General features: G+C 56.3%; 13 protein-coding genes, 1 tRNA gene and 3 pseudogenes. 9 read left to right on the top strand and 8 right to left on the bottom strand.

Annotated elements, in window-relative coordinates:
- Positions 1 to 30: 30 nt before the first annotated feature.
- Both A8710_RS08445 and A8710_RS08450 read left to right on the top strand, forming a co-directional pair.
- Positions 31 to 1,794 carry a proline--tRNA ligase gene (locus tag A8710_RS08445; RefSeq protein WP_068859630.1) on the top strand — a complete coding sequence of 588 codons (1,764 nt, stop codon included), beginning with the start codon at positions 31 to 33 and terminating at the stop codon, positions 1,792 to 1,794.
- A 69-nt stretch (positions 1,795 to 1,863) separates the two neighbouring features.
- Positions 1,864 to 2,871, top strand: a complete 1,008-nt coding sequence (locus A8710_RS08450; RefSeq protein ID WP_068859632.1) for an alpha/beta hydrolase family protein — start codon at positions 1,864 to 1,866, stop codon at positions 2,869 to 2,871.
- A 30-nt stretch (positions 2,872 to 2,901) separates the two neighbouring features.
- Here the strand turns inward: A8710_RS08450 and A8710_RS08455 are convergent, their stop codons facing one another.
- Positions 2,902 to 3,900, bottom strand: a complete 999-nt coding sequence (locus A8710_RS08455; protein ID WP_068859634.1) for an AraC family transcriptional regulator — start codon at positions 3,898 to 3,900, stop codon at positions 2,902 to 2,904.
- 164 nt (positions 3,901 to 4,064) lie between these two features.
- On the opposite strand from A8710_RS08455, the gene A8710_RS08460 reads away from it, so the two are divergent.
- Positions 4,065 to 4,958, top strand: coding sequence for a MaoC family dehydratase (locus A8710_RS08460; protein WP_068859636.1), 894 nt, complete (start codon positions 4,065 to 4,067; stop codon positions 4,956 to 4,958).
- A 5-nt stretch (positions 4,959 to 4,963) separates the two neighbouring features.
- Positions 4,964 to 6,280 (top strand): thiolase family protein, encoded by a 1,317-nt coding sequence (locus A8710_RS08465; RefSeq protein WP_068860715.1) that lies wholly within the window; start codon positions 4,964 to 4,966, stop codon positions 6,278 to 6,280.
- Between the two features lie 10 nt (positions 6,281 to 6,290).
- On the opposite strand, the gene A8710_RS08470 is transcribed toward A8710_RS08465, so the two are convergent.
- A complete protein-coding gene (locus A8710_RS08470; protein WP_068859638.1) occupies positions 6,291 to 8,561 on the bottom strand; it encodes a molybdopterin-dependent oxidoreductase in 2,271 nt (756 codons plus the stop codon).
- A gap of 100 nt (positions 8,562 to 8,661) precedes the next feature.
- On the opposite strand from A8710_RS08470, the gene A8710_RS08475 reads away from it, so the two are divergent.
- Positions 8,662 to 9,240 (top strand): TetR/AcrR family transcriptional regulator, encoded by a 579-nt coding sequence (locus tag A8710_RS08475; protein WP_068859640.1) that lies wholly within the window; start codon positions 8,662 to 8,664, stop codon positions 9,238 to 9,240.
- A gap of 57 nt (positions 9,241 to 9,297) precedes the next feature.
- A tRNA-Val gene (locus A8710_RS08480) sits at positions 9,298 to 9,372 on the top strand.
- A 214-nt stretch (positions 9,373 to 9,586) separates the two neighbouring features.
- Here the strand turns inward: A8710_RS08480 and A8710_RS08485 are convergent.
- Complete coding sequence (locus tag A8710_RS08485; RefSeq protein WP_068859643.1) at positions 9,587 to 9,811, bottom strand: helix-turn-helix domain-containing protein; 225 nt, start codon at positions 9,809 to 9,811, stop codon at positions 9,587 to 9,589.
- 142 nt (positions 9,812 to 9,953) lie between these two features.
- On the opposite strand from A8710_RS08485, the gene A8710_RS08490 reads away from it, so the two are divergent.
- Complete coding sequence (locus tag A8710_RS08490; protein ID WP_068860717.1) at positions 9,954 to 10,184, top strand: hypothetical protein; 231 nt, start codon at positions 9,954 to 9,956, stop codon at positions 10,182 to 10,184.
- Positions 10,177 to 10,446 carry an Arm DNA-binding domain-containing protein gene (locus A8710_RS08495; RefSeq protein ID WP_068859645.1) on the top strand — a complete coding sequence of 90 codons (270 nt, stop codon included), beginning with the start codon at positions 10,177 to 10,179 and terminating at the stop codon, positions 10,444 to 10,446. The genes A8710_RS08490 and A8710_RS08495 overlap by 8 nt, the downstream gene beginning before the upstream one ends.
- Positions 10,447 to 10,650: 204 nt before the next feature.
- Here A8710_RS08495 and A8710_RS12425 read toward each other — a convergent pair.
- The 4 genes and pseudogenes from A8710_RS12425 to A8710_RS12430 all read right to left on the bottom strand — a co-directional run.
- Positions 10,651 to 10,755, bottom strand: a pseudogene (locus A8710_RS12425) (DNA repair protein RadC); the annotation flags it as partial.
- A 72-nt stretch (positions 10,756 to 10,827) separates the two neighbouring features.
- Entirely contained in the window at positions 10,828 to 11,487 is a 660-nt protein-coding gene (locus A8710_RS08500) for an RloB family protein (RefSeq protein ID WP_068859648.1), read from the bottom strand.
- Entirely contained in the window at positions 11,484 to 12,848 is a 1,365-nt protein-coding gene (locus A8710_RS08505; protein WP_068859650.1) for an AAA family ATPase, read from the bottom strand. Before A8710_RS08505 ends, A8710_RS08500 begins: the two co-directional genes overlap by 4 nt.
- A 283-nt stretch (positions 12,849 to 13,131) precedes the next feature.
- A pseudogene (locus A8710_RS12430) lies at positions 13,132 to 13,657 on the bottom strand (transposase); the annotation flags it as partial.
- Between the two features lie 42 nt (positions 13,658 to 13,699).
- Here A8710_RS12430 and A8710_RS08520 point away from each other — a divergent pair.
- A pseudogene (locus A8710_RS08520) lies at positions 13,700 to 13,954 on the top strand (helicase C-terminal domain-containing protein); the annotation flags it as partial.
- 34 nt (positions 13,955 to 13,988) lie between these two features.
- On the opposite strand, the gene A8710_RS08525 reads toward A8710_RS08520, so the two are convergent.
- Positions 13,989 to 15,446, bottom strand: a complete 1,458-nt coding sequence (locus tag A8710_RS08525; RefSeq protein WP_068859657.1) for a hypothetical protein — start codon at positions 15,444 to 15,446, stop codon at positions 13,989 to 13,991.
- Positions 15,447 to 15,574: the final 128 nt, after the last annotated feature.

Here is a 15,574-nt window from a genome sequence, read left to right on the forward strand (position 1 = left end):
TTGCCAATATCAGCTCATTTGGAACCCACCATGCGCGCCAGTCGCTTTTTGCTTGCCACTCTTCGTGAAACCCCTGCCGATGCCGAAGTCATTTCGCATCAGCTCATGCTGCGCGCCGGCATGATTCGAAAGGTCGCCACCGGCCTCTACAACTGGCTGCCGCTGGGCAATCGCGTATTGAAAAAGGTCGAGCGCATTATTCGCGAAGAAATGGATCGCGCAGGGGCGCTGGAAGTGCTGATGCCAGTGACGCAACCGGCAGAGCTGTGGGAAGAGTCCGGCCGCTATGTGCAATACGGCCCAGAGCTGCTGCGCTTCAAGGATCGTCACGACCGCGCTTTTGTGCTTGGCCCCACCCACGAAGAAGTGATTACCGATTTGGCGCGTCAGGAATTGCAGAGCTACAAGCAATTGCCGGTGAATTTCTACCAAGTACAAACTAAGTTCCGCGATGAAATTCGCCCCCGTTTCGGCGTCATGCGCTCACGCGAATTCATCATGAAGGACGCCTACTCCTTCCACACCGACCAAGCCTCGCTGCAGCAGACCTACGATGTCATGTATGACACCTACTGCCGCATTTTTACCCGCCTCGGCCTCGACTTCCGCCCCGTGCAAGCCGACACCGGTTCCATTGGTGGCGATGGCTCACATGAATTCCATGTGCTGGCTTCCAGCGGTGAAGACGATATCGCCTTCTCCAATGCCTCCGACTTTGCCGCCAACATCGAAATGGCCGAAGCCCTAGCACCGAGCACGCCACGCGCTGCGGCAACGCAAGCCATGACGCAAGTCACCACACCGACGCAGACCGCCTGCGCCGATGTGGCTGCCCTGCTCGGCGTGCCGGTCACGCAGACCGTCAAGGCTATCGCCGTGGTCGCGCCGGTTCCTGTCGATGCCGCCACGCTGAAAGCCAACCCCAAGACAGAGCCGGGTCAGCGCTTCTTCCTACTGCTGCTGCGCGGCGATCACGACATGAACGAGATCAAGGCCGGCAAGCTCGCCGGTCTCAAAGATTTCCGTCTCGCCAGCGAAGCTGAAATCGTGGCCGCCCTGGGCTGCGTGCCCGGCTTTATTGGCCCGGTAAACGTGTCTGCCGATGTCACTGTGATTGCCGATCGCAGCGTCGCCGTCATGAGCGATTTCGTCTGCGGCGCGAACCAAGCCGGCTTACACCTCAGCGGCGTCAACTTTGGTCGCGATCTGCCAGAGCCCGCTCTGGTTGCGGACATCCGTAATGTCGTGGAAGGCGATGCTTCGCCCTGCGGTCAGGGCACGCTGGTCATTAAACGCGGCATCGAAGTGGGCCACATCTTCCAGCTCGGCCAGAAATACTCGCAGGCATTGAATTGCAAAGTGCTGGGCGAAGACGGCAAGCCGCTGGTGGTGACCATGGGCTGCTACGGCATTGGCGTGACTCGCGTGGTGGCATCGGCTATCGAGCAAAATCACGACGAGCGCGGCATCATCTGGCCAGACGCTATTGCGCCCTTCCAGATCGCGCTGGTGGCGATGAACTATGCCAAGTCCATCCGCATTCAAGACGAAAGTAGCAAGCTCTACGAGCAGCTCACTGCCGCCGGTTTTGAGGTCTTCTTCGACGACCGCAACGAGCGCCCCGGCGTGAAGTTCTCTGACGCCGAGCTGATTGGCATTCCGCATCGCCTGGTGGTTGGTGAGAAAGGTCTGGATGCCGGCACCTTGGAATACAAGGGACGCCGCGATGCAGAGTCCACGGATGTCGCTATCAGTGACCTGCTGAACTTCCTCGGTGAGCGGATTCAACGCTAAGCGCTTTAGTCACACCGTTAGACCTGTGGTAGATTCCAGTTACATAAAAATAACAAACTGGAATCTGCCATGTTGCTTCGTGCCTTTGCCGTCACTGCCCTCGCCGGTTGTTTAAGCGCTTGCCCCGGTGGCAGCGACAACAATCCCGGCGGCGTTCAATTGCAGCCCACTGCACGCAGCACGGATGGCGAAACGGTCATGGCCACCATGGCCTTTGTGCCAGACTCAAACCCAACCAAACTGGTTGTGTTCTGCCATGGTTATGGCCACACGGTCGAAGATGCCTGGCTGGTGCACATGCAGCGCACGGCCAGCCCGGATATTGCAGTGGTTTCCACCAACTATCGCGACAACTTTGGCTTCCCCTCGCTACGTGGCGCCGAAGACACCATCATTGCCACGCGCAATGCCCTGAAACGCTTTCCATCGGTCAAAACCGTCTACGCCCTGGGCGTTAGTCTTGGCGGCAATGTCTGCGGCAATGCCATCACCGAATCCGCCAAACAATCACCCGAGGGTAAAAGTCTGTATGACTATTGGGTGGATGTTGAAGGCTTGAGCAACCTGACCGAAAGCTGGATTGAGGGTAAGGCCGCCCTGCCCGCTGCGGCCGAAGGTATGGAGCGTGATGCAGGAGGCACACCGGCAGATAAAACTGAAGAATATGTCCGCCGCTCACCCGCCCTGAATGCCCTCACCATGAAGTCAGGCGGGCTGAAAGCCGTTGCCGTGATTCACGGTTTTAACGATGGCCTAGTGCCCTATAACCAGGGCCGTGAAATGGCCACGGCCTTGCTCGCGGCCGGTATTCCCACGCAGTTCTTCAATGTCATTTTTGATGGCCCAGACCAAACCAGTGGCACCACGCTCACCGGTGGGCTGGCTCTGCTGACCGGCGGTGATGCGCCGGATGTGAATGATGAATTGGGGCTCAACCTCACCGGCCACGGCTTTGAGGGCGACTACGGCCACCCGGTCATCCGCGCCGGCTTTGATCAGCTCCAACTCATGCTCGATGGTAAATTTCCGACCACCCCTTACGGTGAGAGCGTGATCAACCCGACACCACCGGGCTGAGTCTCAGCGGCACAGGGCGACCGAGCCGGCTCAACGCTCGTGTTGTTGCAACCAGGCAGACGGCGGCATGCCGAACCAGCGGTGAAACGCACGCCGGAATGCCGTCACATCCTGATAGCCCAGCGCTAGCGCGACCGACTCCACGGTATGCCGTGGCGACATCAAATGCGCAGCCGCCTGGCGTGACAGCTCGGCATCCAACAAGGCCTGATAATGGCTGCCCTCAGCCTTCAGATAGCGCATCAGCGTACGCGCCGACAGGCCGTGATGATCGGCCATACTGTCCAGACTCCAGAGCTGCCCCGGATGCTGCTGCAAAAGCCGCGTGATGCGCAGGCTCCAGCCGCCCTCCTCGCGTTGGCTTTGTTCAAGCTGCTCACACTGACGCAAAGCTTGTTCATAGATAGCGCGGTCGTGAAAGGGGTTGGGCTGCGCTAATAGCTGCATAGGTACCAAAATCACAGTGTCTTCGGCGGCGAAGCTGTAGGGGCTATTAAAATAACCGGCATATGCCTCGGCATGCGCCGGTGCCGGGTAGCTGAAGCGGATCACCGCCTCACGCAAACGACGACCGATCACCAGCTCGATGCCCCGCTGCACCGTCACCGCCATGGCCTCCAGGCAAAACAGCCCGACCTCATCCATGGGCAGCTGCAGCTCCAGACGAATGGCCATATCTTCGCCGCTAAAGGCGCGGCTGATCTGAACTCCGGGAATGCGCAGGGCGTGATAGCGCTCCAGTGCGGCCCAGGCATCCAGCAAGGTTTCCGATGCCGACAACAAGGCACCCAGCGGGCCATGCGCCGCAACCGGCATGCGCGATGCCATGTCCAGCGCAAAGTCGGCGCGGCCAGACAGCGCAATGGCATTCCGTAGAATGCGCACCTGCTCAGACTGGCTAATCATGTAATCAAGTACACCCAAGTCCGCGGGTGTCAGCGCCGTGCCGGCGAGCAAGCGCTCCTGCCCGGCAAGATCCAGGCGCAGGGCGCGCGCCAGCAGGCGAACATAGGTAGCGGGGTACTTCACAGGTATGGCTCCAAAAGCAACGATTCCGCAGGGCAAAACAGCATCGCACCATAGCGCAGGGCTCTGTCACTTTCTACATGCCAGATGTCGTCATTCACGCTTTCCGGTCACGACGCAGAGGCGGCAAGATGCCATCACGCCACTAATCTGTCTGGAGCCCGGTCATGACCACGAGTACCACCACGCGCATTCCCACGACATTGCTGCGCCAACAGCTGCCAAACATCACTGCCATGCTTAAGGGCGCCGTGATGTCGTATCTGCCACTGGGCAATCGCCAGCGCGGCGAATGGCTGACTCAGCAGCGACCCGCGCCTACACCGGCCTTGCTGCAGGCTTACAGCCAATGGTCACGCGCCGATGCCACGCGCTATCCGACCAGCATTCCGCCACACCTCGCCAGCAGCCAGCTCGGCCTTGGCCTGATTGCGCGACTCACGGCGCAATCGCCCTACCCCATGCTCAGCGTGCTTAACCAGGGCGTGCGCCTGCGCATCAACCAGGCCTTGCCGCAAGGTGAGGAGTTGACGCTGCGCGGCCGTCTTGTCGATGCCAGTGATGATGGCTTTCGGGCGCGCGTACACAGCCATGTCGAAATCGGTACCGCCAGCCAGCCAAACGCCCTGGAAATTGACGCCTATGCGGCCGTAGTGCTGCGCAAGCGCCCTGCCAGTGTTGACGCAGAACGCACCGAGCCTGACTTTGAAACCGTCGGGCATTGGCAGGCCGGCGCTGACGAAGGCGTTAAGTTCTTTTTGCTCACCGGCGACTTCAACCCCATCCATACGCTGCCCGTGATGGCACGTCGCTCGCGTTTTGGCGGCTGCATCATGCATGGCTATGGGGCTTTCGCTCAGGTCTTCGAGGCCATTCAAAACAGCGGCCAAACCATTGCCGACATCGAGGTTCGCTTCATTAAACCGCTGCCGCTGCCAAGCCCGGCACTGATGATCCAGGTCGCCGCCACGGCGGATGCCGAGGGTCGCCATGCCCTGCGCCTGACCGATGTCACCGGCAATCTGTATCAGGTCGGCAGCTTTCTGCCGGCGGCACGGTGAGCGCCATGAAAACGACACTGACTGCCGTGCCCGAACATCGCCTCCCGGCCATCCTCGCCGGTGCACGCACGCCCTTTCTCGATAGCGCCGGCCTCTATGCCGAGCTGATGAGCTACGAACTCGGCGCACATGCCCTGCGCGGCCTGCTCGATCGCACCGGCGTTGATCCCGAGACCATCGAACTGGTCATCATGGGCACTGTGCTGCATGAAGTGGAAACCACCAATGTTGCCCGCGAAGCCATGCTCGCGGCCGGCATGCCCAGCCGCATCCCGGCCTATACCGTGGCTATGGCCGGCATCTCGCCAAATGTTGGCGTGATGAATCTGTGCGATCAGATTGCGCTGGGCCGGCTTGATCTGGGCATCGCTGCCGGCACCGAGAATTTCTCGGATGTGCCCGTGCGACTATCACAGAATATTCGCCGCAGCCTGATGAAGCTGCGTCAGCGAAAAGATACCGGTGCTCGCCTGAAAGTGCTGGGCGGCCTGCGGCCTAGCGACCTCAGACTCGATATTCCGACCGGCAGCGACTACACCACCGGCATGACCATGGGTGTCGCCTGCGAGGCCATGGTGCGAAAATTCGGCCTCGAGCGCGCCGAGTGCGACCGCTATACCGCGCGCAGCCATGCCGGTGCGATTGCCGCCACGAAAAGCGGCCATTACGACGCCCAAATCGTGCCGGTCACGATTGATGCCCAACAGGTCGCCAGCAGCGACAACACACCTCGTGCCGATGCCAGCGAAGCCAAGCTGGCTTTGCTGCCACCGGTGTTTGACCGCCAGCACGGCATCATCACTGCTGGTAATGCCTCGCGTTTCACCGACGGTGCTGCGGCCCTGCTGCTGGGCAGCCTCGGCCATGCCCGCGCGCAAGGCTTGAAGCCGCTGGCCGTGGTGCGCGACTACCTGCTCACCGGCGTCGACAGCCTGGAAGAAGAGATGTTGCTAGGGCCGGCCATGTCCATCCCGCGCCTGCTGGCACGCAACGGACTGAACTTTGAAGACATTGATGTCTGGGAAATCCACGAGGCCTTTGCCGCGCAGGTGCTGATCAACCGCGCCTGCATGGCCGACGCCAGCTTTGTTCATGGCCGGCTCGGGCGCGATTGCCCGGTCGGCGAAATCCCTATGGAGCAACTGAATCCCTGGGGGGGTTCGCTGTCATTGGGCAATCCGTTTGCGGCCACCGGCGGGCGCCTGTTCATGACTGCCGGCCAGCGCTTACAAGCAAGCGGCAAGCGCTACGCCGTGATCTCGACCTGTGCCGGCGGCGGCCTGGGTGCTGCTATTTTGCTAGAGCACCCGGACGCGCTTTGAGCGTCCGTGATCAACCAGCCGCCAGTACACGCACCGGCACATGCTTGTGATACGGCGTGCGCGTGAGGGGATCACAATGATCGCTGCGCGTCAGCCGGTTCAGCTCGGGGCCAATCGGCGCACTGCCGCGATAGCGCATGCCGTAGCCGTGCGGCAAGGTCACGGTTCCACGGCGTACCGCATCATCATGCTCAATAACCACGGCAATGCGCCCGGTGTCGGACTCGCAAACCGCCGCCGCGCCCTCGGCAAGTGACAGCTCAGCGGCATCCTCCGGATGCATGCGCATGGCACCGTGCGGATCGATCTTGCGCCAGGCCGGATCGCGGTAAATCTGGTTGGCGTTGTAACTGCGCCGCTCGCCAGCCATCAGCACAAATGGGTATTCGCTGCCGGGTGTGGCTTCGCTCGCCAGTGCCTGCCACTCCGCCAGCATTTCCGGGATCTCCAAGCGGATGCGCCGATCGGCGTGCTTCAGCAACGACCACACCTCGCTGTACTCGTGACGGCTCAACACCACGCCTTCGCGCTGCTTCAGAATGGCCCTGAACAGCACTGGCCCGAGCAGTTTCGCGAGCCCGGTGTAACCAGCGCGGCGCATCGCGCGCTCATGCTTTTGCGCATACTGGATGGCCAGTGGCAGCAGCAAGGCCGCCGCTGCAGCATCCCCCGGCACCCCGTCAGCGACCAATGTCGGACCCAGCGTGCGATACAGAATCGATGGCGCAAACGCCATCCAGCCCCGCTTGCGAGACAGTGCCGCCGCCAGCGCCATCATGTAGCCCCAGTGCCCGCTGAACGCCGGCTCATGGCGGGCAATGCGTGACAGCACGGGAAACTGGCGGGGATTCGCGCCCATTTTCTCCAGCAGACGCGTATAAATCTCCGGCTCCGGCAGCGCCTCGCCCAGCGACGCAAACAGTGGATGCCGCAGGTGAAACGCGTTCTCCGGAAACTCCAGATTGAAGCCAGTGGCCTCCCACTTCTCGAACTGCGACGCCGCCGGCAACACATAGTGCGCCAGCCGCGCCGTCTCGGTCATGGCCACATCCACCACCACCAGCAATTCCAGCTGCGCGAAAGCGCGCTCATAGGCGGCCGTGTCGGGATAGCTCACGATCGGATTAGCACTGTCCACAAACACCGCGCGAATGCGATCCTCGCCAGGCTGCAGAATTTCGTCCGGCAAAATATTCGGCGGAAACAGGCCTGAAATCGGGAACATCTTGTGATGCCGTGTACGCGTGAACTTACCCTTGCGCTCATCGGTATCGCCCAGGATCGGCATGAGGAAGGTGTGCAGATTATTGCCGCCGCGCTTGCCGAAATTGCCGGTGATCAAGTACAGCAATTTCTCCAGATAGCCATTCAAGGTCGTGTGCAGCGTGTGCTGCAAGCCCAGATCGATGCGCACACAGGCGCTCTCTGCCGTGGCAAAACCACGCGCCACACGCTCGATGTCGGCCAGTGGCACATCACAGCGCTGGGCATACTCGGCCACCGGAATCGTCACCAGCATCTGCTCCACAGCCTCAAAGCCGTCGCAATGCTGCGCCAGGAAATCGCGATCATGCAGGTCTTCGCGCACGATGATGGCCAGCATGGCGCTCATCAGAAACGCATCCGTGCCCGGCCTCAGCTGCAAATGAATATCCGCCACCTTCGCGGTTTCCGAGCGACGCGGATCAATCACCACCATCGTCCGCGCCGGGTCCTTGCGAAGCTCGCGCAGCGTATCGCGGGCATTGGGAATGCCATGCGCCTGGAACGGATTGGTGCCGATGAACAGCACATAGTCGGCATGCTCCACATCTTCCGTGGTGTGGCAAGTCTGGCTGCCGAAGAAGCGGCCGTTGAGCCAGAAATCGCCGGTCTTTTCCTGCGCCAGCGCGCTATAGATGTAGCGACTTTTCATGGCGGCACGGAGCTGCCCGCTGTAGGCACCGGCGAGATGATTGCCCTGCCCGCCACCACCCACCGAGGCAAAGGCATGGCCGCCGTGCTGATCGCGAATCGCCAGCAAGCGCGCCGCGATGTCATCCAGCGCCACATCCCAGCTCACGCGCTGGAAGCTGCCATCGGGCTGGCGCTGCAAGGGGAACTGCAGGCGATCATCGTGCTGCTGATAATGCGTCAGCCGCGCCGCCTTCTGGCAGATATAGCCCTTGGATACCGGGTGATCGTCATCGCCGCGAATGCGTCCAAATTTGCCGTCCTCGATCTCCACGGTCAGGCCGCAATTGCGCGAACACAGAATGCAGGCGGTTTTTTCAGTTCTCATTAGGGGCCATCCGAGGTAATCTGTTAAAAATAACGATCGTTATGATAACGAACGCTATGACACGCCAAGAGCGGTGTCAAGCAATCTGAACGGAGTAAAGATGAAGAAACAGCCCGACAATCACCCCGCTACACGCCTAGCGAGCCGAGAGCGCCTGATTCAGGCCGGTGGCGCTCTTGCTAAGCAAGCAGGCTTTGCGGGTACCGGACTGGATGCACTGGCGGCGGCGGCTAACCTGACCTCGGGCGCTTTTTACACCCAGTTTCGCTCCAAAGCAGAGCTGCTAAATGCCATCGTCAGCCACGACATGACCGCCATGCTCAATACCTTTGACGGCCAGTCGCCGGAGCGCATGCGCAAGGCCCTGACTCGCTACCTCAGCCTGCAACATGCTGAAAACCCAGCTCAAGGTTGCTCGATACCCGCGCTGGGCGCCGAAATCGCACGTGCGGAATTAGCCACGCGAGAAAACTTCGAAGCGCATCTGCTGCAAGTGCATTCAGCATTTGCTGAGCTATTGGGTAACGACCAACAGGCCTGGACCATGCTGAGTCAAGCCATCGGTGCACAGGTCATCGCTCGTGCTATGGCCAGCACCGAGACGCGCGCAGCGCTACTCCATGCCGTCACACAAGAGACCCTAGCAAACATACCGCCAGCCGAGCCCAGTCAAGCCTAATTTCAGACTAATACAGACTTGTTTGACTCGTGAAAATAAGTACCATAGGCCCCCTCAGGGCGATTAGCTCAGGGGGAGAGCACTACCTTCACACGGTAGGGGTCACTGGTTCGATCCCAGTATCGCCCACCATATCCTGAGAACCTCCAAGCCGCACGGCTTGGGGGTTTTGTTGTTTATGGGGGATGGTTTTTCTTTTTGGGGTCAGCAGCTGAACGCCATCCGGACCATTTCCGGACCTTATATTGACCAACTTCAATTTCAAAAAAGTAAGGGTCAAAGCAATTACGACCCCTACTCCTTAAATCACGGAATGATCCGGACCAAAAAACAAATAAGCTACTGATTACAATGGCTTTATGTGTGGACTCGAAGAATCAAACTCTAAAATATCCTGAACATTACAGCTAAACAGCCGGCAGAGCTTATCCAGCGCCTCAACATCTAATCTTTGTACTTCATCGTTATACATCAGGGTCAACATTGTTCTCTTGATGCCAGTTTCGCGCATCACATCAGCAATGTTCATACGTCGCTCGCCCATAAGACGGCTTAGGTGGCATCGAATCATATCTAGGCTCAATAAATTCTAAACAGAATAGAATTACTTCTTGCAAACTTAAATCTTTTCATGCTAGATTTAATTTGAAGTCGAATTTTGTGAATCAAACCACAATTTTTCTACTTCAAATCATCCACTATGGGGCATGACTATGCAAGAGCCAACACTGCTGACCACTGAAGAGCTGGCAGCCAAAATCCGCTACTCACAGCGCTATATTTTGCGCCATCTTGTAGATAACAAACTGCTTGAAGGTGTGCACTACACACGTCCATTTAATGGCCGAAAACTACTTTTCTTCTGGGAAAACATCCAAGCAGAACTGAACTTACCAACCCCCATCCGAATCCCTCTTGCATCGGGAGGTATTTGCCATGGGTAACATCCGAGCACAACCTAGCGGAAAGCTTTACTTTGATTTCCGCTATTTGGGTAAGCGGTGCCGTGAAATCACAGCGCTTCCTGACACGGCGATGAATCGGAAATTGCTGACTCAAACACTCAAAAAGATCGAGGCTGAAATCCTCACGGGTCAGTTTGATTACGCAAAGTACTTTCCCACAAGCACGTTTTTAAAAACCATCAAGCTTCAGGAAGTTAGGGTAAATCGCGGCGCTTACAGTGATACGGACCCACTTTCCTAGACAGTCTCCTGCCTCATTAAATACTGCCGCTCGAACTCTGCCGGCGACAGCTTATTAGTGGGTCAATACAACATTTCATTCTCGGCCTTCCGCGTCTGTCTGCGGTGGGCCGCTTAGTTCAAACGTTAGGCGACAGACACACTGATGGCTATTTCCCAGATCCACTGCGCTGATGACCTCGCAGCATTAGCAGCCGAAGTGTAAGCCAGCCAACTTGAGCCTGAGGTAGTCTTTGACTGCCGCTGGCGAAGTGAACTTCTCGCACCGCTGCATCTTCTTATCGATGACCTGACGCGCAGCGTTGAGGATTACCTCCATTACTCACAAAGTGTGAGGCAAGGAGGTGTCTAGGGAAATGGCTCCGTATCAATGACCTAAAAATCAATAGACCCTGCGAGAGAGCGAGCCCTTTCCGTTTTCAGCAATTTTCCTGACTAACTCACCGACAGTAGTACTCGGGCAGCCGAGAGGAGCACCCTCGGCATCTCGATTTAAGTTGTGAGTCTTCGCACGCTCATACGCGATCGAAAATCGATCCTTGATTAACTTAAAATCGATAGTTGCCCCACTTTCATGATCATACGCAGGCATCTCAATCTTTAGTCTTTCCTGAACCGCGTGACGACCATCTTGGGCACCATAGTCGATCAAGTGCAGTAAAGGCCAAATTTCAAAACAAGGGTTTGAGAAAGCTATGTCAATCTTATTTTCCTTAGCGAGCGCGAGAGCATCGGGAACATTAGGATGATCATCCCGGTCAAAAACCGCCCAAACTCGGAATACGTCGAAACTATCTTTCGAGCGCCGCCGCGCGTTAAGTAAAGCTTCGCGCTCTTCAATTGCAGCTTGTACGACAGTCATAGGCACGCCAGTAATCGGCAAGAACCGCATTCTAACCATTCCTGCGCCATATTCTTTCTTACATTCTTCAAGATATCGACGCTCGGTATTTTTCCCCTCGCATGCAACTACTATCTCGACCTTAGGCGATAAAAAATCAGACCTTCTCTTAATTGAAGGGACAGGTGGCAGCTTTTTCATTTCTCGCCACCCTGTATTTCCTTCTGAAATAGATCGGCGAAATCAGTCAAGCCGCAGCCAACAAACGGGATCGCGCCAAATCTTCCCATGAGATAGCCACGCTCCAGATTGTCATTCGCCCGCACCTTTATGTCACTCAGCGCATATACATGAGTGGCGCCAATCGGATCCTTCTCCGTGAACCAGATTTGATCCCGACGAAGCAATCCACCACTGAGCAGATTCGTGTCATGTGTCGTAAATATGAGCTGCGCCCTGCTGGGGTTGGTCGTTGGTGACGAAAAAAGCCTAATTAGCTCTCGTGACACTAATGGATGCAGAGCACTATTCAACTCATCAACTACCAAAACGCCGCCATCGTGCAAGCGCGCGAATGCTGGACCCAGTAACTGCAAAAGCGCTAACGTGCCAGTACTTTCTCTCTTCAAAGGAAGCGGATAAGTCTTACCTTCTGCACCAAGGTGCAGAAGACTAACCTTGGCGCGCTCTTTCTTTTCTATCAAAGGGAAAGACTCATTCGACGGCAAGTGCTTCCTAAGAACCTGCTCAAAATCCTGCATTAAAAGAGACTCCTTTTCGCCGATCGGAGTCTTTGAAAAATCCATCCCAGAAATACCAACGTCAGCCGCTCGCAAGAACTGCACAGCAGCCGTGCGACGCGCACTATCTGACCCAAAATACGTAGAAAGCTGTTCGGGTATTTTGTTTTCCTCAATTCCGCTATATAGCCTCTGAACAACTCTTTTATAGAAGAATTCGAAAATTGGAGTCAACTGCGGGTGAGCATTCTGAGCAGCTGCTGAGAGAAATAAGCTATTTGGCCGGACAAGTTTAGATATTTGCTTATTTTCGCCCTTTAAACTTTTTCCAAACTGGAGCTCAACTGCTAGCTCATCGCTTGTCTCACGCATGAAAAGGACCGTGCGGACCTGCCGAGTAGCTTTCAAGTCAAATGAATATAGCCATTCGTTAACGATTTTCTTTCCATCTAACGTATACCCATAGTGGTACCGGACGTTATCAAGCACGATATCTGCATCGTATTGAGATGTCTTCTTTCGAGACTCTTCATCCAATTTAAACGGAACGAAAGGCGTACCGATACCTGATGCTATTCCAGTGTGAGATTCAACAATTCCATTACAGAAGAACTCAAAGCCGCTCAATAGCGTGGACTTGCCCGACGCATTAGCCCCGTAGATCCCCGCCACTGGAAGGACACGCAAGACCTTGCTATCAGCGCCGTCCGCGCCAACATGGAAGACACCATCCTCGACGTCTTTGAGCGCGGTTGCCGTCATCTTCAATTCTTGATAAGAGGCTAATGAACCATGGTTCTGGACCCCGAAACGAAGCAACATAGAAGATCCCCTAATTTGATATATTGCTACATCTTCTCATATTTTTGGGTTAGAAGGGTGCGTAGCTGACTCGCATCAAGTTTTTCGAAGCCGTAATGCCAGACATGGGGGCTCGACACTTACCCGGGGCATAGGCCCCCGTCCCTTCGCCTCATACTAGAACAGCAGCAGCCAGAGCGAAGCGCTAGGAGAGTATTAAAGTTCGCTCCGCCCTGTCCTTGAGCCGTTCTACAGCCAAGGGGGGGGTAATCCCCCCATTTTTAACGGGGGCCAGAAGTAGAACCTAGGCCAACATGGCCAACTTCTGTTTCGGGGTGATGCCACCCAAGCCCATATTCGGGCGCTCGTTGTTATATGTCCACAGCCATCGTGTGCCATGAACCTGCATTTCTGCCAAGCTGCCGAACAGATATTGGCCTAGCCATTCATAACGAACGGTCCGGTTATAACGCTCGACATAGGCATTCTGCTGCGGATTTCCTGGTTGGATATGCGCGATCTCAATGCCTCGCTCGGCCGCCCAAGCCATCAGTTTGACGCTGATCAGCCCCGACCCGTTGTCACAGAAATTCTGTCATAGCCGTACCTCGCCATTCGAAGACCTGATTCAACTTACAGATCACACGCTTTGCCTGCGACGAAAAGTCCTCATCTGTACACAGACCTTCTCGATTGAAGTCATCCAGCACATTGAAGAGACGCACGCAGCGACCACCAATCAACTGGTCATGCATGAAGTACATCGAGCAGACTTAGTTGTGTTGCTCAGGCACAGCCAAAAGTTCCGGTAAGGCGGGTACAAGATGCTTGTGCGACGTCTCCCCGTATTTGAGTAGCACGTAGCTTTGGAGTTCAATCCCACACTGGGCTTGCCTGCAAAAACACCCGTCAATGAAGAGATCATGCGCCGCATGCAGTTGCGCTTCGGTCGGGGCTATGACTACGCCTATTTCTATCCGGGCCTGCAGAAGGTCGTCCAAGCGGCCGGCCGCGTCATTCGTACCGAGACGGATACTGGTGTACTGATGCTGCTCGATGACCGCTATGCCCGGTCCGAAGCGATTCGGATGATGCCGGGCTGGTGGAAAATTTCAGGCATGGCCTGAGAAGGATTAGGCTTATTGATAAAGCCTAACCCCCTTAATTTTTTGAGACCAAGCAAGCTGCTCTGATGTCGTTGCAGGCTGCCTTTTCTCCCGATCGGCGCTTAAAAGAAAATGCTGACCGATAGCGAAAACTCATTCGGTCACGACCAAACTCGCCGTCTAGCGCAGTGAGCTTTTCATCCGCCGATGAGAAGCCAAGTTCAGTTGGCTTTTTCAGCCAGCGATCAAACCAAGCAACTGTGTAGTAACGAGCAGTCGGCATGCCCCAACCACCCTCGCAATGATCATTAACGACTTTCGCGCACCAGGATGTTGCCGGCAAACCAAGGATCAAACTCCAATCGAAGTGAGTCGAACCGCGCAGTGTTAGGTCATATACAGGCATACCGGCAGCAGACCAGGCGTCAAAACCCAGCTTGAGACGCTGTTCAGGGTCTGGAGGTGTCAAGAATGGGGAGACAATCACGCCGTAATCCGAACCCTGGCTCATGGCGGGAACACGAATCCCGAAGTTGGGCAGGCCTCGCTCAATCGCTAAACGAAATAGAGGATCAGTGACGCCAATCGTGTTTAGTATGGAGCCCACACCACCGCCTTGAAAAGCACCGCCAATCAAACCACCCTGAGGGCGCAGCAAGCCATCCCAGGCCACAATCACATCAACAGGGTTAGCGTTATCCAATTGACCCGGCCAAGGATCTGCACCGGTAGCGCCATAGCCTTGAACCACTGACACCCCAATGGCGCCCAGCGAATGCCCAGCCAGACCCAAGCGCTCCAAATCTAACGCGGCATACTCGGGATTGAAGGCCGTGGTCTCAGTACGGTAAGCAAGAGAGCATCGTTGATTATTGGGAGCTACTCGGGAGGGTGAAGACCTAAAGAAATCGATGGCATCCACCAGGCCCAACCAAAAAACGCTGGGGTTGATATTGGTGCCCGTACCACCAGCTGGGGTCAAGAAGTCAGACCGGCCTTGTCCTCGAGGATCATAGGTCATCACTTGATAGCCAGCGCGGACGAGTGCTTGAGCGGCCCACCAGTAGGCAGGTTCATGCGCCTGAACAGAGCCATTATTGATAACAATTCCTGGCAGTTTGCCTTGTGCATTTCGAGGGCGCCAGATATTGCCGGTGAGGCGAGCACAGTCGCGGTCGAAAAATACGACCGGCGTAACAACGGCTTCAGTTTGATAAAACAGTTGGCCATCTGTACCTGGTGAATCTGGAAAGCGAAAAGGGTCACTCACAGCAGGTCCCGCGTAAGTCGAGGTCACTGAGGTGAGCGGCGTGTTCCCATTCAAAGACAACAAGCTTGTCGGCTGGCTAACGAGTTGTTGGATTGGGTCATCCAGACCGTTGAGTCCAAGCAAAAGCCAGCTGGGATCATTAAGGATGCGCTCGAAATAGCTTTGCAGATTGGTGCCGGATTGCACGGCTGCGCGTTGCAAAAACGCAGGCTGGCTCAGTTGCTCTAGCGGAGCTTCCAACATTTTCGCGCTGTTCTCCAACTCACAACGAGACCACTCCGCACTGGGAAAAGGAGCTAAGTCGCAGCGGTTATCAAACTGGACAGTAGTGCCGGCAGGAGTTTGAGACTCGTTTTTAGTCGAGCTTGAGT

It is taken from the genome of Perlucidibaca aquatica (assembly GCF_001676655.1).
GTDB lineage: Bacteria > Pseudomonadota > Gammaproteobacteria > Pseudomonadales > Moraxellaceae > Perlucidibaca > Perlucidibaca aquatica.